Genomic DNA, 22619 nt, shown 5'->3' on the forward strand with positions numbered 1-22619 from the left:
GTGAAGTTCACACATTGCACGTGCGTTCACTATGCGCACGGCACCGTCGCGGGAAAACCTCGCGACCAGCACCGACGCCGAAGACAGGAGCACCCGACATGCCTCCGAGGTCGCCCGACGCCCCCGACACCGCCGACCGGCCCGTCCAGTCGCTCGCCCGCGGCCTGGCCGGCATCCGGGCCTTCAACTCGGACGCGCCGCGCCAGACCCTCTCTCAGGTCGCCGAGGCCACCGGCCTGGCCCGCGCCACCGCCCGGCGGTTCTTACGCACCCTCGCCTCGCTGGGCTACGCGGCCACCGACGGCTCCGAGTTCTGGCTGACCCCGAAGGTCCTCGAGCTCGGCTACAGCTACCTTTCCGGCCTCGGCCTGCCGGCCGTCGCGCAGCCGCACCTGGAGACCTGCTCGCGCGACCTCGACGAGTCCTGCTCGATGGCCGTGCTCGACGGTGCCGAGATCGTCTACGTCAACCGCGTGCCGGTGCGCCGGATCATGACGGTCTCCATCACCATCGGCACCCGCTTTCCCGCCCACGCCACCTCGATGGGCCGGGTGCTGCTCGGCGCGCTCGACGAGGCCGAGCTGCGCCGCCTGCTGGCCGATGCTCCCCCGCGCCGGCTGGCCTCCCGCACGACACTGGACACCGAGAAGCTGGTCAACGACTGCGCCATGGCGCGCAACCGCGGCTGGGCCGTCTCCGACCAGGAGCTGGAGGCCGGGCTGCGCTCGGTGGCCGCCCCGGTCACCGACGCCTCCGGGCGCGTCGTCGCCGCCGTCAACGTCTCCACCCAGACCGCCACCCACGACCTCGACGAGCTGCACCGGTGCTTCATCCCCCGGCTGCAGCAGGCGGCCGCGGCCATCAGCGCCGACGTCGCGGCCACCCGGCCCTGACCGCGACCGCGGCGGCCCCGCCTACGACCCCACCGCACACACGACCCGAATCCCAGTCCCGAGTACCCCCACCCCGGCGCCCGAGCCTGTAGAGGAGCACCCCGTGACCGAGAACCCCACCAACTTCCGCCCGCCTGCCACCGGCGACATCGTGCTGTGCGCGCCGCGGCGCACCCCCGTGAGCCGCTACGGCGGCGTCTTCCGCGACCTCGAAGCCCAGGACCTGGCCGTCGCCGCCGTGCGCGCGGTGGTCGAGGCCACCGGGATCGCACCCGAGGACGTCGACGACGTCATCCTCGGCCAAGCCTCCCCCAACGGCGCCGCGCCGGCACTGGGCCGGGTGGTCGCCCTCGACGCCGGGCTGGGCGAATCGGTGCCCGGCATGCAGCTGGACCGCCGCTGCGGATCCGGGCTGCAGGCCGTGGCCACCGCCGCCGCGCACGTCGCCTCCGGGACCGCCGGGCTGATCATCGCCGGCGGCGCGGAGAGCATGTCGCGCACCGAGTACACCGTGGACGCCGATGTGCGCTGGGGAAAGAAGGGCGGCGACATGGTCTTTCGCGACCGGCTCGCCGAGGCCCGCGAGAAGGCCGGCGGGCGCGGGCACCCGATCCCCGGCGGCATGATCGAGACGGCCGAGAACCTGCGGCGGACCCACTCGGTCAGCAGCGCCGCCCAGGACGCGCTGGCCGCGCGCAGCCATGCCCGGGCCGTCGCCGCGCAGGAGGCGGGCGCCTTCGACGCCGAGATCGTGCCCGTGACAGTGCCGCGGCGCAAGGGCGAGGACGTGGTGGTCGACCGCGACGAGCATCCGCGCGCGGACTCCACCACCGACACGCTCGCCCGGCTGCGCCCGGTCATGGGGCGTACCGACGCGGAGGCCACGGTGACCGCCGGCAACGCCTCCGGGCAGAACGACGGCGCGGCGGCGATGGTGGTGACCACGCGGGCCCGCGCAGCGGAGCTGGGGCTTGCCCCCACCGCCCGACTGGCCGGCTGGGCCGTGGCCGGGGTCGCCCCGGAGACGATGGGCATCGGGCCGGTGCCGGCCACCGCCAAGGTGCTCGACCGGCTCGGGCTCTCCCTGGATGAGATGGACCTCATCGAGCTCAACGAGGCGTTCGCCGCCCAGGCACTGGCCGTGCTCGACGAGTGGGGCCTGGACGCCGAGGACGAGCGCCTCAACCCGCTGGGCTCGGGCATCTCGCTGGGCCACCCGGTGGGGGCGACGGGCGCGCGCATGCTGGTCACCGCCTGCCACCGGCTGGCGCGCACGGGCGGCCGGTGTTGCGTGTTGAGTTGTGGTCGGCGTCGGGGGCCACCGGCTGGCGCGCACGGGCGGCCGGCGCGCGCTGGTGACCATGTGCATCGGCGGTGGGCAGGGCCTGGCGGCGGTGCTCGAGCGCGACGACGACACGACGCGCGAGCAGAAGAAGGAGCCCTGAGGTGACACTGCGGATTCACAGCTACGGCGCGGCGCGACGCCGGCGTGCTTGCCGACGCCCGCGCCACCCCGCCCGCCGCGGACCAGCCTCCGGTGGTCTTTTTGGGCTCGATCGCCTCCGGTCACCGGATGTGGCTGCCCCAGCTGGACCTCCTGGCGCGCCACCGGCGGGTGCTCGCGCTGGACTACCACGGCCACGGCGGCGCGCCCGTGGTGCCCGGGGCGCCGGAGACGATGGACGGCGTAGTCGCCGAGGTGCTCACCACGCTCGACGCCGCGGCGTCGACGCCTTCGACCTGGTGGGCCTGTCGCTGGGCGGGGCGATCGCGCAGGCCGTTGCCGCCGCGGCCCCGCAGCGGGTGCGCCGCCTGGCGCTGGCGTGCACGGCGACCAGCTTCGGCGGGGCGGAGAAGTGGACCGGGCGCGCCGAGCTGACGGCCGCCGAGGGCATGGCCCCGATGGTCGAGGGCGTGCTGGGGCTGTGGGTGAGCGAGGACTTCGCGCGGCGCCACCGCGCGACCACTGAGTGGCTGCGCGCGATGATCGCGGCCACCGACGGGGCGGGCTACGCGGTCTACGCCCGGGTGCTCGCCGGCTTCAACTCCGCCGCCTGGCTGGGCCGGATCGCCTGCCCGGTGCTCACGGTCGCGGGCGCGCAGGACGTGTCCACCCCGCCGGAGCGGCTGGCGGAGATCGCGGCCGGGGTGGCCGGGCCGGTGGAGTCGGTCGTGGTGCCCGGCGCCCACGTGCCCACCTTCGAGGCCCGGGAGGAGGTCAACGCCGCGCTGACGGAGTTTCTGGGTTGAGGCAACATTGGGGTAGTGGGGACGGCTCCTCGCGCTGAACACCCCTGACCGCCGGTTACGGATAATCTGGAACCATCGTTGTCTCCCAGCCCGCCGAGGTTCCACCCAGTGCCCAGCCCAACCGAAATCAAGAGAGCCGCCCTCGCCTTCGCCCAGGAGTGGACGGGCACGGGCAACGAGAAGTCGGACACCCAGAAGTTCTGGCTCGAGTTGATGAGGGATGTCCTGGGCATGGCGGACACGACCGCCGGTGTCCACTTCGAGACAAGGACCAGCAAGCACGGCTGGATCGACGTGGTCATCCCGGACGCGAAGACCATCATCGAACAGAAGTCGTTGGAGGTAGACCTGGACCGGCCGGAACTGCGGCAGGGCCAGATGGTCACTCCCTTCGAGCAGGCGAAGAACTACGCGGACAGCCTGCCGAACTCCAAGCGGCCCGACTACATCATCGTCTGCAACTTCGATGAATTCCGGCTGCACAGCCTCAACGACGAGCACCCGGAGCATCCCTACGCCTCGCTACGCCTGGCGGAATTGCCCGATCAGTGGCACCTGCTCAGCTTCCTGATCGACCCGGAGGCCAAGCGCCGCGAGCGGGAGAAAGAAGTCTCGGTCGAGGCCGGTGCACTCATCGGCAAGCTGCACGAGATGCTGCGCGGGCAGTACCTGGATCCGGATTCGTCGGGCAACCAGCACAGCCTCAATGTCCTGTGTGTCCGTCTGGTCTTCTGCCTCTTCGCCGAGGACGCCGGGCTCTTCCGCAAAGACGCGTTCCACAATTACGTCGAGAGCCTCTCCGCCGACTTCCTACGCGACGGGCTCAAGCGTCTCTTCCGCGTGCTCGATACGCCCCTGGACCAGCGCGACCCCTACGACCCGGAGGCGCTCAAACGCTTCCCCTACGTCAACGGCGGCCTGTTCGCCGTCGAGGAGGAAATCCCGCCCTTCAGCGAGGAAATACGGACGCATCTGCTCAAAGAGGTCAGTCGGAAGACCGACTGGTCACAGATCTCCCCGACCGTCTTCGGCGGCGTCTTCGAGTCCACCCTGAACCCGGAGACCCGCCACGCCGGCGGCATGCACTACACCTCTCCGGAGAACATCCACCGACTCATCGACCCTCTTTTCCTGGACGAGCTGACCGCCGAGCTGGACGGCTACCTCACCGACGCGACGCTCGGCGACCGGGCGCGGCGCAACCGACTGGAAGCGTTCCACGAGAAGTTGGGGTCCCTCAACTTCCTGGACCCGGCGTGCGGCTCCGGAAACTTCCTCACGGAGACCTACATCTCCCTTCGCCGGCTCGAGAACAAGGTACTCACGGAGTTGACCGAGGACGGGCAGACGGCGATGGGCTTCGAGGACATCGAGGGCGGCAGCCCGATCAAAGTCAGCGTGCGCCAGTTCCACGGAATTGAGATCAATGACTTCGCGGTCAATGTCGCCCTGACCGCCCTGTGGATCGCCGAGCTGCAGGCGAACGCGGAGACCTCCACGCTGATCTCCCGCAACATCGAAGATCTTCCCCTGACCGACTCCGCTAACGTGGTGCGGGCCAACGCGCTGGCCATGGACTGGAATGAGGTCCTTCCGGCCGGGGACTGTGACTTCGTGGTGGGTAACCCACCCTTCCTGGGCGCACGCAACCAGACCAAGGAGCAGAAGGCGGAGCTCAAGGCCGTCTTCCCTCCGGGGACGCGCAACGTGGGCAACATCGACTACGTCGCGGGCTGGTACATCAAGGCCACCGACTACATCGAAGACCACCCGATCCGCTGCGCCTTCGTCTCGACGAACTCCATCTGCCAGGGCGAGCAGGTGGCCAACATCTGGTGGCCGATCCACCAGGCGGGCGTACGCATCGACTTCGCCCACGACACCTTCCGCTGGGCGAACGAGGCGGAGGATCAGGCCCACGTCTTCTGCGTGATCGTCGGCTTCTCCAAGGACGAGACCCGGCAAGGCAGGAAGAGAGCGGGCACCCCCAAGCGACTGTTCCACCACCCGACGGTGGATGCCGAGGGCATCGAGCAACACCCGACGCAGCTCAACGCCTACCTGGTCGACGCGCCCTACGCCTTCGTGTGGAGCAGACGCAGGCCGCTGTGTGCCGTGCCTAGGATCGGCATCGGCAACAAGCCGATCGACGGCGGAAACTACCTCTTCACCCCCGAGGAGAAGGCGGACTTCCTGGCTGAGGAGCCAGCTGCAGAGCCCCTCTTCCACCGCTGGTACGGATCCCAGGAGTTCATCAAGGGCATCGAGCGCTGGGTCCTTTGGCTGGGCGACCTTTCCCCGGTAGAGCTGGAATTGCTACCCAAGTCCCTGGAGCGCGCCCGAGCCGTCCGCGAGTACCGCGCCGCCAGCAAGAGCGCTCCGACCCGTAAAATCGCCGAGACCCCTACCCGGTTTCACGTGGAGAATATCCCGGACGGTACCTCGATTCTTATACCGAAGGTTTCTTCAGAAAGACGCCGCTACATTCCCCTAGGATTTGTGACCCCTGACGCCTTCTGCAGCGATCTGGTTTTTCTTATTCCGGACGCTGGCCTCTACGAATTCGGGGTCCTCCACTCCCACATCCACAACACCTGGATGCGCCGCGTCGGAGGACGACTTAAGAGTGACTATCGCTACTCCGGAGGCGTTGTCTACAACGACTTCATCTGGCCCGAGGTCGACGACAAGCACAAGGCCCAGATCGAGGCGTGTGCCCAGGCAGTCCTGGACGCGCGCAAGGAGTACGAGGGCGCGACGATCGCCCAGCTCTACGACCCGGACAACGACTTCCTCTACCCCGCTCTCATGCAGGCGCACAAGAACCTCGACGCGGCCGTCGAACAGGCCTACGGGGTGGACTTCGGCGGCGACGAGCAGAAGATTCTGGAACACCTCTTCCAGCTCTACAACGAGGCCACCGCCGAAGACGCCTAGTAATCCAGCCTCCGCCGCCGTCCTGGCAGCCGGACACCGGCTGGGAGCGACAGGCTTGGAACGGCCGTCAACCCGACCATCAACAAAAGCTGACCGGGCCGATCACCTTCTGAGGATGATCGGCCCGGTCGGCGCTCAGGGCGATAATTGGGCTAAGACCCAACCACGTCTAGAACTTCTGGTTGATCCGGTGGTATACCGCGGTCCAGCGCAGCGACTGCTCGAAGTCCCTGACCGTCGTCTCCTTGTCGATGACGGCGAGCTCCACACCGGCCAGGCGCGCGAAGTCCTCCCACACCTGGACATCGATCTGGGTCGACAGGACGGTGTGGTGGGCGGCGCCGGCGGTCAGCCAGCAGGTGGCCGACGTGTTGAGGTCGGGGTGCGGCTCCCAGACCGCTCGAGCGACGGGCAGATTCGGAAGCGGCTCGTCGGGCTCAACCACGTCGACCGTGTTGGCGGTGAGTCGGAAGCGGTCCCGCAGGTCCGACCAGGCGAGCACAACGCCAGGGCCCGGGTCGGTGTCGAAGACCAGGCGCACCGGATCGTGCCGGTTGCCGATTCCCAGCTCGTGGATTTCCATCTTCGGCTTTGCCGAAGTCAGAGACGGGCAGACCTCCAGCATGTGGGCGCCCAGGATCTTCTCCTTGCCGGGGACCATGTTGTAGCAGTAGTCCTCCATCAGGCTGGCCCCGCCGGGAAGGCCGTAGCCCATGACCTTCGCGATGCGGATCAAGAGGCCGGTCTTCCAGTCGCCCTCCGCACCGAAGCCGTAACCGTCGGCCATCAAGCGCTGCACCGCCAGCCCGGGCAGCTGCTTGAGGGCACCGAGGTCTTCGAAGGTGTCGGTGAACGCCCAGGCACCGGCGGCTTCCAGGAAGCCACGCATGGCGATCTCCTGCTTGGCGGCGTATCGCAGCGAATCATGCCGGTCCCCGCCCGGGAGGAGCTCCTCCTGGATCTCGTACAGCTCCTGGTACTCCTCGATGAGCTCGTCGACGTCGGAATCCTTCACTTCCTCGACGGCAGCCACGAGGTCGTTGACTCCCCAGGTGTTGACGGAGGTACCGAAGACGATCTCCGCCTCCGTCTTGTCGCCCTCGGTGACCGCCACATTGCGCATGTTGTCGCCGAAGCGCACCATTCGAAGGCTGCGCGCCTCGCTGATGCCGGCTGCAGCACGCGCCCAGTTACCGATGCGGGCGGTGACCCGCTCCTCGGAGGCGTGCCCGACGACCGTTACGCGCGGAATCCCCATGCGCGTGAGGATGTAGCCGAATTCGCGGTCGCCGTGCGCGGCCTGGTTGAGGTTCATGAAATCCATGTCGATCGTGCCCCACGGCAGCTGCGCGTCATCCTGCGTGTTCAGATGCAGGAGGGGCTTGCGCAGGGCATCGAGGCCACGGATCCACATCTTCGCGGGCGAGAAGGTGTGCATCCAGGCGATGACGCCGATGACGTTGTCGTCAGATCCGGCGTCCAAGATCGTTTGCAGGATGGACTCCGAGTCCGTCAGCGTGGGCTTCCACACGATGCGGACGGGGATGTCCTCGGCCGCGTTGAGGGTCTCGACCACGTTCTGGGACTGGTCGGCGACCTGCCTGAGGGTTTCCTCGCCGTAGAGGTGCTGGGATCCGGTGAGGAACCAGATTTCCTTGCCCTGGAATGGGTTCTTCATTGTTTTCCTTTCAGTGTCGGTCAGGGGTCAGGTGAGTGTGGAGTTCCGCGACAGCTATTGGCCGTACACGTTCTGGTAGCGGTTGTAGAGGTGGTCGATCTTGTCCTGCGGAATCGGGACCTCTCGGCCGAGCTGTCGCGTCAGGTGCATGGCCCGCGCGACCTCCTCGACCATGACGGCGGCCTTGACGGCGTCCTTGCCGCTCTCACCGACGGTGAACGGGCCGTGGTTCTGCATCAGCACAGCCGGGGAGCGGGACTCCCGGAGGGTCTCCACGATGCCGCGGCCGATGGAATCGTCGCCGATGATCGCGAAGGGCCCCACGGGCACCGGCCCGCCGAATTCATCCGCCATCATGGTCAGGCCGCAGGGGATCTCCTCGCCACGGGCAGCCCAGGCGCACGCGTAGCTGGAGTGGGTGTGCACCACACCGCCGACCTCGGGCATGTGCTCATACACGTAGGCGTGCGCGGCCGTGTCTGAGCTGGGCTTTCGGCTGCCGTCGATGAGGTTGCCCTTGATATCGCAGACCACCATCGCCTCGGCGGTGAGTTCGTCGTAGCTCACACCGGACGGCTTGATAACGAAGATGTCCTCGGTGGAGGGCGTTCCGTCCTCGGCCACGACAACACGTTCGGAGACGTTGCCGGCGGTCCACACGACAAGCTCCCACCTGGGAAGTTCTGCGTGCAGATCAGAGACACGCTGTCTAGTGGCCTCAACGGCAGTCTGCACCCGTTCGGGGAAGGATCTGAGAGAAGACATGTTCACCTTTCTTTTCAGGCCTCTGGGGGATCGGTCTATCGGGAGGTCAGGCCTCCGGAACTCCTGTTTCGAGGGGAATGGCAGCAACGGCTGCACGTTGCAGGTCCAGACCCTTCTCGTACCGGGTTAGAAACTCCCGGAATCCCCGGACGTCCGTCTGATGCGGACGAACGATCTCCGGGTCCGTTTCGGGGAAGATCTCCTCGTCGAGAAAGTCGGCCAGTGGCCGCTCCGCCCCGGAGTCGAGGTACCGGGCGAGCAGGGCTATCCCCCAGGAGCCGCCCTCTGCAGCTGACGGCGCGACTCCGACCGGTGTGTCGAGCGCTGCGCTGAGAAGCCGCTGCCCGACTCCCTTGGTGCGGAACAGGCCGCCGTGGGCGTACAGCACGTCGATGTCGACGCCGTCTTGGCGCAAGATCCGCATCCCCAGCTCGAGCGTCGCGAAGGCGGCGTAAACCTGGGCGCGCAGGAAGTTGGAGATACTCAACGAGGACTGCGGACCACGGGCCACCATCGGACGACCTTCCGCCAGGCCGGTGATGGGCTCGCCGGAGAGGTAGTTGTAGGCCACGAGGCCGCCGGCGTCGCTGTCGCCGGCGAGCGCCTCGGTGAGCAGCACCCTGTAGACGTCGTCCATGTTGTCGATCTGTTTCGCGCCGAAGGCGACGGCGACCTGCGCGAAAAGATCCATCCAGGCGGACAGCTCATTGGTTCCGTTATTGCAGTGCACCATCGCCACCGGCGAACCGTCCGGTGTCGCCACCGGGTCGATCTCCGGGTGGACCTCCGGGCTCAGTTTGTCGAGCACCACCATCGCGAAGATGCTGGTCCCCACCGACACGTTTCCCGTGCGCGACCGCACTGCGTTGGTGGCCACCATGCCGGTGCCCGCGTCTCCTTCCGGAGGGCAGAAGGGCACGCCGGGGTGCAGATCTCCGCTGGGATCGAGCAGTGCTGCGCCGGCGGCACTCAAAGTTCCGGCTTGCTGGCCAGCCCGGAGAACGCGGGGCAGCAGGGTCTTGATCGGCTTGACCGTCGCCGATTCGGCTGCCACGGCATCGAATGCCGTGCACATCTCCGCCTCGTAGTCACCGGTTGCCGAGTCCACCGGGAACATTCCGGCGGCGTCACCGATCCCGAGCACCTGCTCGCCCGTCAGTTTCCAGTGCACGTAACCGGCCAAAGTCGTGAGATAGGCGACGTCACCGACATGTTCTTCGTTGTCGAGAACGGCCTGGAAGAAATGGGCGATGGACCATCGGAGGGGAACGTTGCGCCCGAACAAGTCGGTCAGCTGTTTCGCCGCTTGCCCGGTGTAGGTGTCTCGCCAAGTTCGGAACGGAACCAGAAGCTCGCCGTCGCTGTCGAAGGCCAGGTAACCGTGCATCATCGCGGAGACCCCCATGGCCGCGAAGGAGGTCGGCCTGTGTCCGGTCTTCTCCTCGTAGTGGACCGCCAGGTCCGAGTAGGCGGCCTGGATTCCCGCCCAGACCTCCTCCAACGAGTAGCTCCAGTGCCCGTCGACGAGCTTGTTTTCCCACTCGGACGAGCCGCTGGCCACGCTGCGCCCATCCGCCAGGACCGCACAGGCCTTGATCCGCGTCGACCCGAGTTCGATTCCGAGATACACCGGCTGAGTTGGACCGACCATCTCTGCCACCGACCTTCCCTTCAAATCATGTTATCGCTAACATTCTCGATGACACCATCATCCGTGACCGGAGCACAGCAAGTCAAGGAACCCCACTCCCCGGCGATAAATGTTATCGGTCACACACTGTCTACCTGGAGATTTTCCATGCACCCCGACTCAGCGCCCATGCCCGACGCAGCTCCCCGCCACCCCCGGAAGAAGCTGACCACCCCCAACCGCCACTGTGGAACGGAAGTGAATCTGCACTCCGGTCCCTGGCAGGCGACGCTGTGCACTCAGGGCGGCAGTCTGGTCGCCCTTCGCTGCGGCACAGACCCTCTGGTCCTACCATGGCCCACCGACAAGATGCGCCCCTGCTTTCACGGGGCCACTCTCGCACCCTGGCCGAATCGCCTGCGTGACGGGCGATACCGGTTCGGGGGCCGCACCCACCAGCTCGCGCTATCTGAACCGGAACTGGCCAACTCCCTGCACGGGCTCGTGTGCTGGACCGACTGGCGGCTCGACTCTGCGGACGCCAAGTCGGCGGCGATGTCAACCGCGATACTCCCCCAGCCCGGGTACCCGTTCCAGGTTGAATTGAAGGCGAGTTGGAACCTGCACCGGGAGGGTCTGACCTGGAGCCTCGCCGCCCGCAACACCGGCGAGACCACCGCACCGGTCGGCTTGGGGATCCACCCCTACCTCACCGCCGCCGGCGGAGGCGTCGACGCATGGGACCTCACGGTGCCGGCGGCTACCGTCCTGGACACCGGCGGCGCCCGTAAACTCCCGGAGGGTGCGGGGCCCGTATCCCGCGCGGCCGGGACCGATTTCCGGCGGGGCGGGAGCCTGAGCGGCGTGCAGTTGGACCACTGCTTCACCGACCTCCAGACGGGGAGAGTCACCGTCACGAACAGCGAGGGACGTGGTGCCGCGCTCGAGTGGAATCCCGCGCAACTGCCCTTCGTGCAGGTCTTTACGTCGGACCTTCCCGGTACCCGCTGGGACCGTTCCGGAGTCGCCGTCGAGGCCTGCAGCTGTGCACCAGACGCATTCAACACGGACCCCGCATCCGTCGCACTCGCTCCGGGGTCCACCCGTGAAGCGCAGTGGAAGTTCAAAGTTGCGTGATGCCCTAAGCTCACATGCCTGCACACGCACCACCCCGAAGAGGCCCATGAGTTCAGATTCCAGGCAGCCGTCCACAACCTCCCTCACCCCGGGTTCCAGCAAGAGCACCTCACCGGAGGGCCCCGCTCCGGGGCGGCGGTCCCGCCCGCCCACGATGGCGGAAGTCGCCGCCGAAGCGGGAGTGTCACACCAGACAGTCTCTCGGGTAATAAATGGTTTCCCCGGGGTACGACCAGCAACCCGTGACCGCGTCCAGGCCGCGGTGGACAAGCTGGGCTACCGGCGCAACTTGGCCGCCCGCGCGCTCGTGACCAAGCACTCGGGCCTGATCGGCGTCATCGCCGTCGGTTCCTTCCTGCACGGCCCCACGAGCACCCTGGCATCCCTGGAGCGGGCTGCGCGAGACCATTCCTACCTGACACTTATCGCGACAATCGCGGAGACAAGCGAAGCGCAGTTTCGGGCAGCGCTCGACGAGTTTCTGGAACGCTCCGTCGAGGCCGTAATCGTCATCGCGTCCCGGGAGTCACTGGTCTGGTTCGCAGGCACCCTGAAACTGGACATCCCCTTGATCATCGTCGGCCCCCGCCCGACGGACCTGGACGATCTGGTCTGCATGAGCGTTGATCAGACCGCCGGCGCCCGCCTGGCCATCGCCCACCTGGCAGAATTGGGACACCGCGACATCACACTGCTCGCGGGCCCCTCCAACTGGGTGGACGCACAGCGCCGGCTCGACGGCGCGCTGGCCGAATGCGCCGAGCGAGGGATTCAGCCCAGGCTCGCCCGCGGCGACTGGTCACCCGCCTCCGGCCACGCCGCCGGAGTACAGATCGCGGAGCTTCCCTCGGCTGCGCGGCCGACGGCGATCTGTTGCGCCAACGATCACATGGCCCTCGGCGCTCTCTCTGCCTTCCACCAGTACGGCATCGAAATCCCCACGGAAATGTCCGTGGTCGGCTTTGACGACCTTCCCGGCAGCGGGTACTACTACCCCGGTCTGACCACCGTGCACCAGGATTTCGAGACACTCGGCACCCGCGTGATCATCGCAGCCCTGAAAATGATCGGGGGCGAGGCGCCGGACACTGAGCCTGTCCCGCCGATCCTCGTGTCACGGGCTTCGACCACGCATCCCCGCAACTGACCACACAGATCGCAAGGGCTTCCTCCCGTCGTCCCATCGAGATTGCCGGCAGCTCCCGGGCCCGGCGCTCCCGGAGGGGACCACTGTCAACCCCGCTACACCCCCTTTCGAGGGAACAACGTCGCCCCATACCACGCGGCTCGGTCCGAGGCCCGGGGGTGGCGAGCTGCCTAAATGCCCATTTCTCCGAGCGGTGACATACCGCACAAATGTTAGCGTTGACATTTTTTCACCACTGAAGCCATACTCGCCGTACAAGGATGTTAGCGCTCACTTTGAGGCGCGCTACCCCACCTCCCTTCAGAGGCTAGGAGACCAAATGCCACCTGCATCGTCAGCACCTGCGAAAAAGATCCCCCGCGGGTTCATCTACTTTTTCGGAGCCTTCGGTGGAATCCTCTTCGGTTACGACATCGGGGTCATGACCGGAGCCCTGCCGTTCCTGCAGCATGATTGGGACCTGGCCGGCAACGCCGCCGCCATCGGATGGATCACCTCGTCGCTCATGCTCGGTGCCGTCATCGGTGGCGCGCTGTCCGGTCAGCTATCCGATCGGTTCGGACGCCGGAAGATGATTCTGGTCGCCGCCGTGATCTTCGCCGTCGGCTCCGTCCTCTGCGGCATCTCACCCGACCAGGGGACGATCTATCTCATCATCGTCCGCGTCTTCCTCGGCCTCGCCGTCGGCGCTGCGAGTGCGCTCGTGCCCGCCTACATGTCCGAGATGGCGCCCGCCGAGCTTCGCGGCCGCCTCTCGGGACTCAACCAGACCATGATTGTCTCCGGCATGTTGCTGAGCTACATCATGGCTTGGTTCCTTCAGCATCTCCCTCACAACTGGGCATGGCGGTCCATGCTCGCCCTCGCGGCGGTCCCGGCCATCATCCTTTTCCTCGGTGTCCTACGTTTGCCTGAGTCCCCCCGATTTCTGGTGAAGAACGGTCACGATGACGAAGCGCGACGGGTGCTCAGCTACATTCGCCCGGCGGATGAGATCGAGAGAGAACTGGCTGAGATCAAGACGAACGCCGAGGTGGAGCAGAAGGCCAATGCCACCAGTTCTTGGAGCATGCTGTTCTCCGGGCGGTACCGCTACCTCGTGATAGCTGGCGTCGGCGTGGCGGCCTTCCAGCAGTTCCAGGGCGCGAACGCGATCTTCTACTACATCCCGTTGATCGTCGAGGAGGCGACGGGTACCGCGGCTTCGGACGCTCTGCTGTGGCCCGTGGTGCAGGGTGTCATCTTGGTGCTCGGGTCCCTCGTATTCCTCGTCATCGCCGACAAGTTCAACCGCAAGACTCTGCTGATGATGGGCGGCTCCATCATGGCCGCCTCCTTCCTGCTGCCTGCGGTGATCAACATGGTGGTCGACAACGCGAACCCGATGATGATCGTGGTCTTCCTCTCGATCTACGTCGCGTTCTACTCGTTCACCTGGGCACCGCTTACCTGGGTCCTCGTCGGAGAGGTTTTCCCGCTCCTGATCCGCGGCCGTGCAAGCGGTCTCGCCAGCTCCTTCAACTGGATCGGTTCGTTTGTCGTCGGGCTGCTTTTCCCGATCATGACTGCGACGATGGCGCAGGACGCCGTCTTCGCGATCTTCGGTGTGATCTGCGTCGCCGGGGTCGTCTTCGTCAAGACCTGCGTTCCCGAGACCCGCGGGCGCAGCCTGGAGCAGATCGAGGCTCAGGGGGCCGCGAAGTAACGCCACCCTTCGAAGCAAGCTCCGCCGTCACCCCGAGGGTGACGGGGGCTTTCGCGTAACGGCGTACCCTCTGAGGCCGTGACCGACACCACCGCCCCCTCCCCGGAGCCCGCCCCGCGCCGGGGGAACTCCCCCGCCGCAGCCTCGCGCGGCATTGATCCCACCGTGCCGCCGACGGGCTTGGCCGGGCTCGTCCTCGGCGGCATCTCGGTCGACGACGCCGCGCGCACCGCCGTCACCGACACCGCCACCGGCCGGCAGGTCACCTACGGCGACCTGGCCGAGCGGGTCAGCACCACCGCCGCGGTACTGCGTGCGTGCCTCTCGTATGCCCCGTCGACCGACGCCGCGGAGTCGGGCGCCACGCCGGCGGCCGGTTCGCCCACGGCCCCGCGGTCGACCGGAGGCATCACCGTCCCGCCGGTGGTGGTCCTCAACGCACCGAACAGCCTGGGGTTCATCGTCGCCTTCTTCGCGGCGCTCGCCGCCGGGGCGGCGGTTTCGCCGGCAGGCGCGCAGCTCGGCGAGGCGGAGATAGCCGGCCAATTGAAGACCTCGGGCGCGCGGCTGATCCTCACCGCCACCGAGGCGGGCGCGGCGGCCGCCGAGGCCACCGGCATCCCCGTACTGCGCCTGGACCGCGACGGGTTGGTCGACCTCGCGGACGGCGAGGCGGCACCTCAGGCCCAGCCCCTCACCGCCCCCGAAGACCGTTCCCGTGAGCTGGCCGTCTTGCCGTTTTCTTCCGGCACCACCGGCCGACCGAAGCCGGTCATGCTCACCCACGCCAACCTGTGCGCCAACGTGCGCCAGATGGCCGCCGCGCTCGAGCGCTGCCCGGCGCCGGCGCACTGGACCATGACCGCTCCCCTGCCCTTCGCGCACGTCTACGGGCTAACCGTGCTCATGTGCACCACGCTGTTCCGCCGCGGCCACCTGGTGGTCTTCGACGGCTTCGACCCGGCGACCTTCCTCAAGCTCCACGAGCGCCACGCGGTGAACTTCAGCTGGGTGGCCCCGGCGATCCTGGCGCACCTGGTGCGCGACGGCGTGCCGGCGGGCGTGGATCTCTCGGCGCTGAAGGTGATGCTCTCCGGGGCAGACACGCTCTCCGGCGGGCTCGCCCGCCGCGCGGCCGAGGCGCTCGGCTGCGAGGTGATCCAGGGCTACGGGCTCTCGGAGGCCTCGCCGGTGACCCACGTGCACGTCCGCGGCGAGGACCCGGCGGGCATCGGCACGCCCGTGCCCGGCACCGAGGTCGCCGTCGTGCGCACCCCGGACGGCCAGGCTCCGCCGGTGGAGCTGAGTGACGCCGCGCGCGCGGAGCTGGTGCGCGCGAGCGCTGTCGGCGAGACCGGGGAGATGTGGGTGCGCGGGCCGCAGGTCATGGCCGGCTACCTGGGCATGCCGGAGGCCACTGCCGCAGCGGTCACGCCGGACGGTTGGCTGCGCACCGGCGACGTGGTCGAAATCGGCCCCGACGGAGTGGCGGACGGCCAGGTGACGGGCGCGGACCTCAGGGTGATCGGCCGGGTCAAGGAGATCATCAACTGCAACGGCTTCCAGGTCTCCCCCGCCGAGGTCGAGGAGAGCCTGCGCGCACACCCGTTGATTGCCGACGCCGCGGTCGCCGCCTGGCGCAAGCCGTCCGGCGGGGAGACACCGCGCGCGGTCGTGGTGCTGCGCGACGCCGCGAAAGGGGTGCGCACCGACGGGCAGAGCGAGACCCGCCACACTGCGCACACCGCTGGTTCCTCCGCGGAAGCCCCGGTCTCAGACCCGTCGGCGCTCGCGGAGGAGCTGCGCGAGTGGGTGCGCGCGGGCCTGGCCGCCTACAAGGTGCCGGTGCGCGTAGAGGTCGTGGCCGCGGTGCCGCGCACGGCCACGGGCAAGGTCGCGCGCACCCGGTTGAGCCGGCGCTGGAACAAGCAGCGGGACTGAAGGGTACGTCTCACCTGATCACGGATCAGCCGGGAAGTGCCGTCCGGAGCCATACCTTTTCACCAACCTATCCCCCCAGCCGACCCCCGAAACCATTCGAGTCATATGAGGCGCCGTCCGCCGCCGGTTTTCATTCAGGGTTCGCAATATACCCCTTCTAGCAGCAAAAACGCGGCCTTCGCCCCCCCCCGAACAACCCCTCTTCCCCTCGACGCCTTGCATCGACCTAACAGAATCCTGTATAGCACACAGGCGATCAAGAGGATTTTATAACTTTCCTGTACGTTTAGTATATTTATTTTCCGCTTAACCACTACCTGGAAAGGGCCTCATAACCAACGCGCAACAACCCGTCTACTACCAGCAGCAACCGAAGAAGCCCTGGTACAAGCGCGTCGGCTGCATCATCTCCATCGTCATCGTTGTCGGCCTATTCGCCATCCTGGTTGGCTGCACCGCACTTTTCGGTGCCGGGGTCAGCGAGGCGGACAAGCAGCTGAACGCCGAGCGCACCGTCACCTACCAGATTGACGGGGACGCGCAGGACGCTCTCGCGACCTACAACACCGGGGAATCCGACACCGTGCAGGAAAACGGCCTCCAGGCCGGATGGTCGAAGGAAGCCACCGTGACCGGGCTGCTGGGTGCGAGCCTGACCGCCACCAACGGAATGTACGACGAGGGGCAGATCACCTGCCGGATCCTGGTCGACGGCGAGACTATCGCCGAGAACACCGGTAGCGGCGCTGGTGCATCCGCCAGCTGCAGCGCCGACTCCAGCGAGTTGGCTGACGCCGCGAAGTAAACCCGTAAATCCCCTGGAACTCCAGGGGATTTTTTGTTACGCACACCGGATTCCGGGGCCCGTCCGCCTGCACGAGGAATTGGCACCGTCAGTGGCCGGGCCAGCGCGCGTCGGCAAGCACTCGGCGCAGCTACGCCCGCGGCTACAGCCGCCGCCTCAGCGCCCCGCCGCGCCCACCTGGCGCAACGCCGCGGTGGCGTAGAACTCCGCGAGGTCCTCCGCCGGATAGCGCCCCTCCGGGTCGAACCAGAGGGCCACCCCGATGCCCATGTCGATCAGGGCGTAGACGGTGATCTTGAGGTCGTCGACGTCGAACTCGCCGCGCTCGATGCCCGCGGCGACGATGCGCTGCCACCGGCGCACATACTCCTTGCGCAGGCCCGTCACCTCGGCGCGGGCCTGCGCGTCCAGCGAGTTGATCTCGTTGTTGACCACCTTGACCGCCCGCGCGTTGTGCGCGTGGAAGACCACGTGCGAGCACATCGCCGCGGCCAACGCCTCGGCCGGGTCCGCCACGCCCGCCACCGCGGTGTCGTGAACCTCCAGCAGGCGGCCCATCCAGTGGGTGCACAGCTCCGCGAGCACGCGCTGCTTGGACTCGACGTGGTTGTAGAGGCTGGAGGCGCGCATGCCGCACTCGCGGGCGATGTCCTCCATGCCCGTGCCGTGGTAGCCGCGCTCCGCGAAGAGCTTCATCGCGGCCTGCGCGATCTGGTCTCTGCGCCGCGTGTTTGCCATGGTTTTCCAGACTAGTTCGCGGTGGCGCCGCAGGGTGCGACGCCACCTTGGTGAGGGTGGCCGCGCCGGCCTCGGCGCCACCACCGGGGTGGGGCGGGGAGGCCCCGGCCCGTCAGTTCTTCCCCGTCAGTTCTTCAGCGGCCGACGGGTCTTGGCCATGTGCGCCGCGCGCTCCGCGTTGGCGGGCAGCACGAGCACCGCCGCGGCCTCGGCGGTCTCCCGCGCCGTCAGCTCGTCGGACGGGACCGCCTCCGGGTCGCCCTCGCCCGCGGTGTAGACGGCCGCGACCGCCCGCCCGATGCGCGCGTCCGTCTCCGAGCCCTCGGTCCACTCCAGCGCCGGGGCGTCCGCCGGGCGCAGCGGCAGGTCGCGCACGCCGGGCTCGGAGTAGTCCTGCCCGGCCAGCTCGCGGGCGAGCCCGAGGGCCTCGGCGATGACGTGGTCGGAGGAGAGCACGATGCGGTCGGCTGGGCGCAGCACGCCCTTGGCGCGTGCCGGGAAGGCTCCCGGGATCTTCTTGGCGGACATGATCAGCTCGAAGGCCGCGGCGTGCGGGTCCTCCGCACCCGAGTCGATGGCGCGCTCGAGGGTGCGGGCGGTGCCGCCCCAGGCCGGGAAGAGGCCGACCTCGCGCTCGGGGAAGCCCAGGCGGGTCTCGGCGTGCACGGCCGAGGCGTCGGTGTGCAGCAGCAGCTCGAGCCCGCCGCCGAGGGCGACGCCGCGCACGGCGCCGACGACGGGGAAGGGCGCGCGGCGCAGGGCCGCCAGGGAGCGCACGCCGTCGCGCATGAGGTCGGCGCAGGCCTCCTCCTCGCCGGCGGCGGCGAGCCCGGAGAGCACGCCGAGATCCGCGCCAGCGGAGAAGACGCGCTCGTCGTCGCCGGCGATGACCAGGGCGCGCACCCCGTCGAGCCCGGCGACCTCGCGGAAGACGGCGAGCACGTCCGGGTGGCAGGAGCTCATCGGGGTGTTGATGGTCAGCACGGCCACGCCCTCGTTCTCGCCGGTCAGGGCGAAGACCTCGGCCTTGTCGTTGCCGGCGATCCGCTCGGCGTCGGCGGTCAGCGCGGCGACGGTGACCACCCCGGCGCGCTCGAGACGCGCGGCGGTCTTCCCGGAGCCGTCGAGGACGGTCTCGCCGGTGGGGCCCGCCGGGTAGAAGCCGCCGGCGGCGACGGCCTTGCTCAGCAGCTCAGGGACGGTCTCGAAGTCTGCGGAGGCCTCGTAGGCGTCGACGAGGTTGTCCAGGCCGATGGCGTCGGCCAGGGCGAAGGGGCCGCGCTTCCAGCCGTAGCCGAGCTGGATGGCCAGGTCGATGTGCTCGACGGTGTCGGCGATCTCGTCGGCCACCGCGCAGCAGTAGGCCAGGGTGTGCAGGTAGACGTCGCGGGCGTAGCGGCCGGCCTCGCTGTCGGTGGCGATGACCCCGGCGGCGGTCTTCTCGCCGACGGCCGGGTCGGCGGCCGGGTCCGGCTTCTCGATTGGGCGGTAGTCGTCGGCGGCGAAGTCGTAGACCTCGCCGCGGCCGCGGTAGAAGCCGCTCTCCCCGGTGCGCCCGGTCAGCCCCTTGTCCAGCAGGGTCTTCAGCTCGGGCGAAGACGAGATGTCGAAGCGGTGGTAGGCGTCGGACTCCGGCAGGGCCTTGAGCAGGCTGCCCCAGATGGCGGGCACCAGCTGCAGGCCGACGTAGTCGAAGAGGCCGAAGATGCCGGTGCGCGGCACGCCGAAGGGCTTGCCGAAGACGGTGTCGGCCAGCTCCGGGCGCACCCCGCGGTCGAGGGCGAGCGCGGCGCCGACGGACATCCAGAAGTTGCCCACGCGGTTGGCGATGAAGCCGGGGGTGTCGCGGCAGTCCACGACGACCTTGCCCAGCTGGCGCTCGGCGATGGCGCGCAGGCGCTCGACGGTGCCCTCGGAGGTCTGCGGGCCGGCGACGAGCTCGACGAGGCGCATCACGCGCGGCGGGTTGAAGAAGTGGATGATGGCGAAGTCGCCGAGCAGGTCGGCGTCCATGCCCTCGGTCAGCTGGGCCAGCGGGATGGTGGAGGTGTTCGAGCTGACCGGGGTGCCGGGGGCGCGGTGGACGGCGATCTTGGCGAAGGTCTGGTGCTTGACGTCGAGGTCCTCGAAGACGGCCTCGACGATCCACTCGGCCTCGCCGAGGCGGTCGAGGTGGTCCTCGATGTTGCCCGGGGTGACGCGGACGGCGAACTCGGGGTCCATGAAGCCGCGCTGCTTGACCTGGCGCTCGACGCCGGCCCTGGCGCGGGCGTCGCGGTCGCCCTCGTCGGCGGGGATGTCGAGCAGGTGTACGTTGACGCCGGCGTTGGCCAGGTGGGCGGCGATGCCGGAGCCCATGGAGCCGGCGCCGATGACGGCGGCGGTGCGGATGATCTGCTGGTTGTCGGTGCTCACTGCGGTTCTCCTGAGTCTGTCGGTGTGGACTGGCGGGGCGGTGCGGGTCCGGGGCCCGGGCTACTGCGCCTCGACGACGACGGCGATGCCCTGCCCGCCGCCGATGCAGAGGGTGACCAGGCCGAAGCGGCCGCCGGTGGCGCGCAGGCGGTGGACCAGCTTGACGGTCAGGATGACGCCGGAGGCGCCGATGGGGTGGCCGAGGGCGACGGCGCCGCCGTCGACGTTGGTCTTCTCCGGGTCGAAGCCGAGCTCGTCCTGGACGGCGATGGCCTGGGCAGCGAAGGCCTCGTTGGACTCGATGAGGTCGACCTGGTCGAGGCTGATGCCGGCCTTGGCCAGGGCCTTCGGCACCGCGGAGACGGGGCCGAGGCCCATGTGGGCCGGGTCGACGCCGGCGATGCCCCAGCCGGCTACCCGGGCCAGCGGCTCGAGGTCGTGGGTGGACAGCGCGTTGTCGGAGGCGAGCACGAGGCCGGCGGCGGCGTCGTTGATGCCGGAGGCGTTCCCGGCGGTGACGGTGCCGTCCTTCTGGAAGGCGGGGGGCAGCTTGGCCAGCTGCTCGAGCGAGGTGTCCTTGGGGTGCTCGTCGGTGTCGAAGACGGTCTCGCCCTTGCGGGACTTCACCGTGACCGGCACGATCTGCTCGGCGAAGCGGCCCTCGGTGATCGCGGCGCGGGCGCGCTGGTGGGAGGTCAGGGCGAACTCGTCCTGGCGCTCGCGGGAGATGCCGAAGCGGCCGGCGATGTTTTCGGCGGTGCAGCCCATGTGGCCGTTGCCCATCGGGCAGGTCAGCCCGCCGGTCAGCCAGTCGGAGAGGTGGCCCTCCCCCATGCGCTTGCCGGCGCGCATGCCGTCGACGGAGTAGGGCGCCTGGCTCATGACCTCCACGCCGCCGACGAAGGCGAGCTCGCTGTCGCCGGTGTGCATCTGGCCGGCGGCGGTGACGAGCGCCTGGGCGCCGGAGCCGCACAGCCGGTTGACGTTGAGGGCGGTGGCGGACTCGGGCAGGCCGGCCTGCAGCGCGATGGCGCGTGAGGAGTAGACGTCGCGCGGACGGGTGGGGATCACGTTGGCGACCACGGAGGCGTCGAAGGCCTCGGCCGGGGCGCCGGAGCGGGCGATCGTCTCGCGGGCGACGATCTCGCCGAGCTCGATCGGGGCGAACTTCGACAGCGAGCCCATGAAGCTGCCGATCGGGCTGCGCGCGGCCGAGACGATGTAGGTCTCCTCGGCCTTGGCGAAGGTACGCGGGGCGGTCTGCGCGTCGGTCACGATGTTCTCCTCGGTTTTTCGGGTCTGAACTGCAATTACGAATGACTATTCGTGAGTGGTACCCGAGAGTAACCTACGCCACACTGCACCGTCAACCGGTTTGACGTCACCGATTCCGGTGTCACCGGGTCGGGCGCAGCCCGCAGCCCTCGATGCAGGAGCGCAGGCGGTTGAGCCCCGCGCACAGCCGATCCTCACTACCCGTGCCGATGCCGACGACCACGCCGGCGATCCCCTCCTGGCCGGGTGCGAGCCGCCAGTAGTCGCTCAGCGCCGTCACCCCGAGCCCGACCGCGCGGGCGGCGGTGACCACGCGGGACTCCACGCCCGCGCCGCCGCCGGCGAAGAGGAGCACGGCGTGCAGGCCGCCGTCCATGGGACGCGCGGTGACCGTGCCGACGGTCGCGTCGGCGGGCGTGCCGGTCGCCGCGCCCGGGGCGTCGAGGTAGTCGGCAAAGACGTCGACGAAGATGTCGCGGCGGCGCCGGTAGGCGCGGCGCATGCGGGCGGTGTGGCGGCGCAGGCCGCCCTCGATAAGGAAGTTGGCCGCGGCGTCCTGAACGATCCCGGAGACCGGCGTGCCCGCCTTCGCCGCGGCAAGCACCCCGGCGCGCAACCGCTCGGGAACCACCAGGAAGCCCAGGCCGAGGCCCGGCGACAGGCTCTTGGCGAAGGACCCGAGGGTGACCACGCTGCCGGTGGTGTCCAGCCCGGCCAGGGCGGGCAGCGGCTCGCCGACGTAGCGCAGCTCGGAGTCGTAGTCGTCCTCGATGACGACGACCCCGGCGCGCGCGGCCCAGCGCAGCAGCGCGAAGCGGCGCTCGGCCGACATCGCCGCACCCAGCGGGTACTGGTGCGAGGGGGTGACCAGCACGGCGTCGGGAATCGGGCGCAGCGTGTCGAGGGCGGCGAGGTCCACTCCCCCGGCGTTGACCCCGACGGGCACGACGCGGTGGCCGAGGCGCTCGGGCACGGCGCGCAGCGAGGGGTAGCCGGGGTTCTCCACGGCCACGGTGAGCCGGCGCGTCGGGGCGCCGGCCGGGGCATCGTCGGCGCCTCGGGCGGCGAGCGCGGAGAGCACCAGGCGCATGCCGTCGCGCGCGCCGGCGGTGACCACCACGTGGCCGGCGGCGATCGAGCGCGAGAGGCGGACGTGCTCGGCGATGGCGGCGACCAGGCGCGGCGAGCCGGGCGCGGAGTAGCCCAGGCAGGGGTCGGCGGCGGCCGAGCGCCAGGCCCGGCGCCACGCGGTGGAGGTCAGCGGCGCGGTGTCCGGCACGCCGGGGGTCAGCAGCAGCGGCGC

Annotated in this window: 15 protein-coding genes and 1 pseudogene; 9 read left to right on the forward strand and 7 right to left on the reverse strand. The window is 68.9% G+C overall.

All coding sequences use genetic code 11. From position 1 onward, the window contains the following. Window positions 1–98 precede the first annotated feature (98 nt). The 4 genes and pseudogenes from QQA02_RS02485 to QQA02_RS02500 all read left to right on the forward strand — a co-directional run bounded on the left by QQA02_RS02485 (window position 99) and on the right by QQA02_RS02500 (window position 6080). A complete protein-coding gene (locus QQA02_RS02485) occupies window positions 99–893 on the forward strand; it encodes an IclR family transcriptional regulator domain-containing protein (RefSeq protein ID WP_284863203.1) in 795 nt (264 codons plus the stop codon). A 148-nt stretch (window positions 894–1041) separates the two neighbouring features. Further along, window positions 1042–2338, forward strand: a pseudogene (locus tag QQA02_RS02490) (acetyl-CoA C-acetyltransferase). Between the two features lie 298 nt (window positions 2339–2636). Next, window positions 2637–3143, forward strand: coding sequence for an alpha/beta fold hydrolase (locus QQA02_RS02495; RefSeq protein ID WP_284863204.1), 507 nt, complete (start codon window positions 2637–2639; stop codon window positions 3141–3143). 108 nt (window positions 3144–3251) lie between these two features. Continuing rightward, the gene (locus QQA02_RS02500; RefSeq protein WP_284863205.1) at window positions 3252–6080 is read left to right on the forward strand and encodes a DNA methyltransferase; all 2829 of its coding nucleotides are present in this window, start codon (window positions 3252–3254) and stop codon (window positions 6078–6080) included. 169 nt (window positions 6081–6249) lie between these two features. Here the strand turns inward: QQA02_RS02500 and araA are convergent, their stop codons facing one another. From araA to QQA02_RS02515, 3 genes are read right to left on the reverse strand one after another with little or no spacing between them, the layout of a single operon-like run. Beyond that, window positions 6250–7758 carry an L-arabinose isomerase gene (gene araA, locus QQA02_RS02505; RefSeq protein WP_284863207.1) on the reverse strand — a complete coding sequence of 503 codons (1509 nt, stop codon included), beginning with the start codon at window positions 7756–7758 and terminating at the stop codon, window positions 6250–6252. Window positions 7759–7812: 54 nt separating this feature from the next. Further along, window positions 7813–8523, reverse strand: a complete 711-nt coding sequence (locus tag QQA02_RS02510) for an L-ribulose-5-phosphate 4-epimerase (RefSeq protein WP_284863209.1) — start codon at window positions 8521–8523, stop codon at window positions 7813–7815. Window positions 8524–8569: 46 nt separating this feature from the next. Next, a complete protein-coding gene (locus tag QQA02_RS02515) occupies window positions 8570–10174 on the reverse strand; it encodes a xylulokinase (RefSeq protein ID WP_284863223.1) in 1605 nt (534 codons plus the stop codon). 168 nt (window positions 10175–10342) lie between these two features. Here QQA02_RS02515 and QQA02_RS02520 point away from each other — a divergent pair, with 168 nt between their 5' ends. From QQA02_RS02520 to QQA02_RS02540, 5 genes are all read left to right on the forward strand, one after another. Continuing rightward, window positions 10343–11290: an aldose epimerase family protein gene (locus QQA02_RS02520; RefSeq protein WP_284863211.1), complete on the forward strand. Its 948-nt coding sequence runs from the start codon at window positions 10343–10345 to the stop codon at window positions 11288–11290. Window positions 11291–11444: 154 nt separating this feature from the next. Further along, the gene (locus QQA02_RS02525) at window positions 11445–12437 is read left to right on the forward strand and encodes a LacI family DNA-binding transcriptional regulator (RefSeq protein ID WP_284863212.1); all 993 of its coding nucleotides are present in this window, start codon (window positions 11445–11447) and stop codon (window positions 12435–12437) included. Between the two features lie 319 nt (window positions 12438–12756). Continuing rightward, window positions 12757–14142, forward strand: coding sequence for a sugar porter family MFS transporter (locus QQA02_RS02530; protein WP_284863213.1), 1386 nt, complete (start codon window positions 12757–12759; stop codon window positions 14140–14142). 78 nt (window positions 14143–14220) lie between these two features. Continuing rightward, window positions 14221–16083, forward strand: coding sequence for a class I adenylate-forming enzyme family protein (locus QQA02_RS02535; RefSeq protein WP_284863214.1), 1863 nt, complete (start codon window positions 14221–14223; stop codon window positions 16081–16083). A gap of 412 nt (window positions 16084–16495) precedes the next feature. Next, window positions 16496–16888 carry an MmpS family transport accessory protein gene (locus QQA02_RS02540; RefSeq protein WP_284863225.1) on the forward strand — a complete coding sequence of 131 codons (393 nt, stop codon included), beginning with the start codon at window positions 16496–16498 and terminating at the stop codon, window positions 16886–16888. A gap of 156 nt (window positions 16889–17044) precedes the next feature. Here the strand turns inward: QQA02_RS02540 and QQA02_RS02545 are convergent, their stop codons facing one another. From QQA02_RS02545 to QQA02_RS02560, 4 genes are all read right to left on the reverse strand, one after another. Continuing rightward, complete coding sequence (locus QQA02_RS02545; RefSeq protein WP_284863215.1) at window positions 17045–17626, reverse strand: TetR/AcrR family transcriptional regulator; 582 nt, start codon at window positions 17624–17626, stop codon at window positions 17045–17047. Window positions 17627–17752: 126 nt separating this feature from the next. After that, complete coding sequence (locus tag QQA02_RS02550; RefSeq protein ID WP_284863216.1) at window positions 17753–20041, reverse strand: 3-hydroxyacyl-CoA dehydrogenase/enoyl-CoA hydratase family protein; 2289 nt, start codon at window positions 20039–20041, stop codon at window positions 17753–17755. 60 nt (window positions 20042–20101) lie between these two features. Then, window positions 20102–21226, reverse strand: coding sequence for an acetyl-CoA C-acyltransferase (locus QQA02_RS02555; RefSeq protein ID WP_284863227.1), 1125 nt, complete (start codon window positions 21224–21226; stop codon window positions 20102–20104). Between the two features lie 211 nt (window positions 21227–21437). Continuing rightward, window positions 21438–22619: aminotransferase-like domain-containing protein (locus QQA02_RS02560; protein WP_284863217.1), on the reverse strand; the 1182-nt coding region annotated here is incomplete at its 5' end.

Origin of the sequence: Corynebacterium sp. MSK006 (assembly GCF_030232385.1) — a bacterium.
Lineage (GTDB): Bacteria > Actinomycetota > Actinomycetes > Mycobacteriales > Mycobacteriaceae > Corynebacterium > Corynebacterium frankenforstense_A.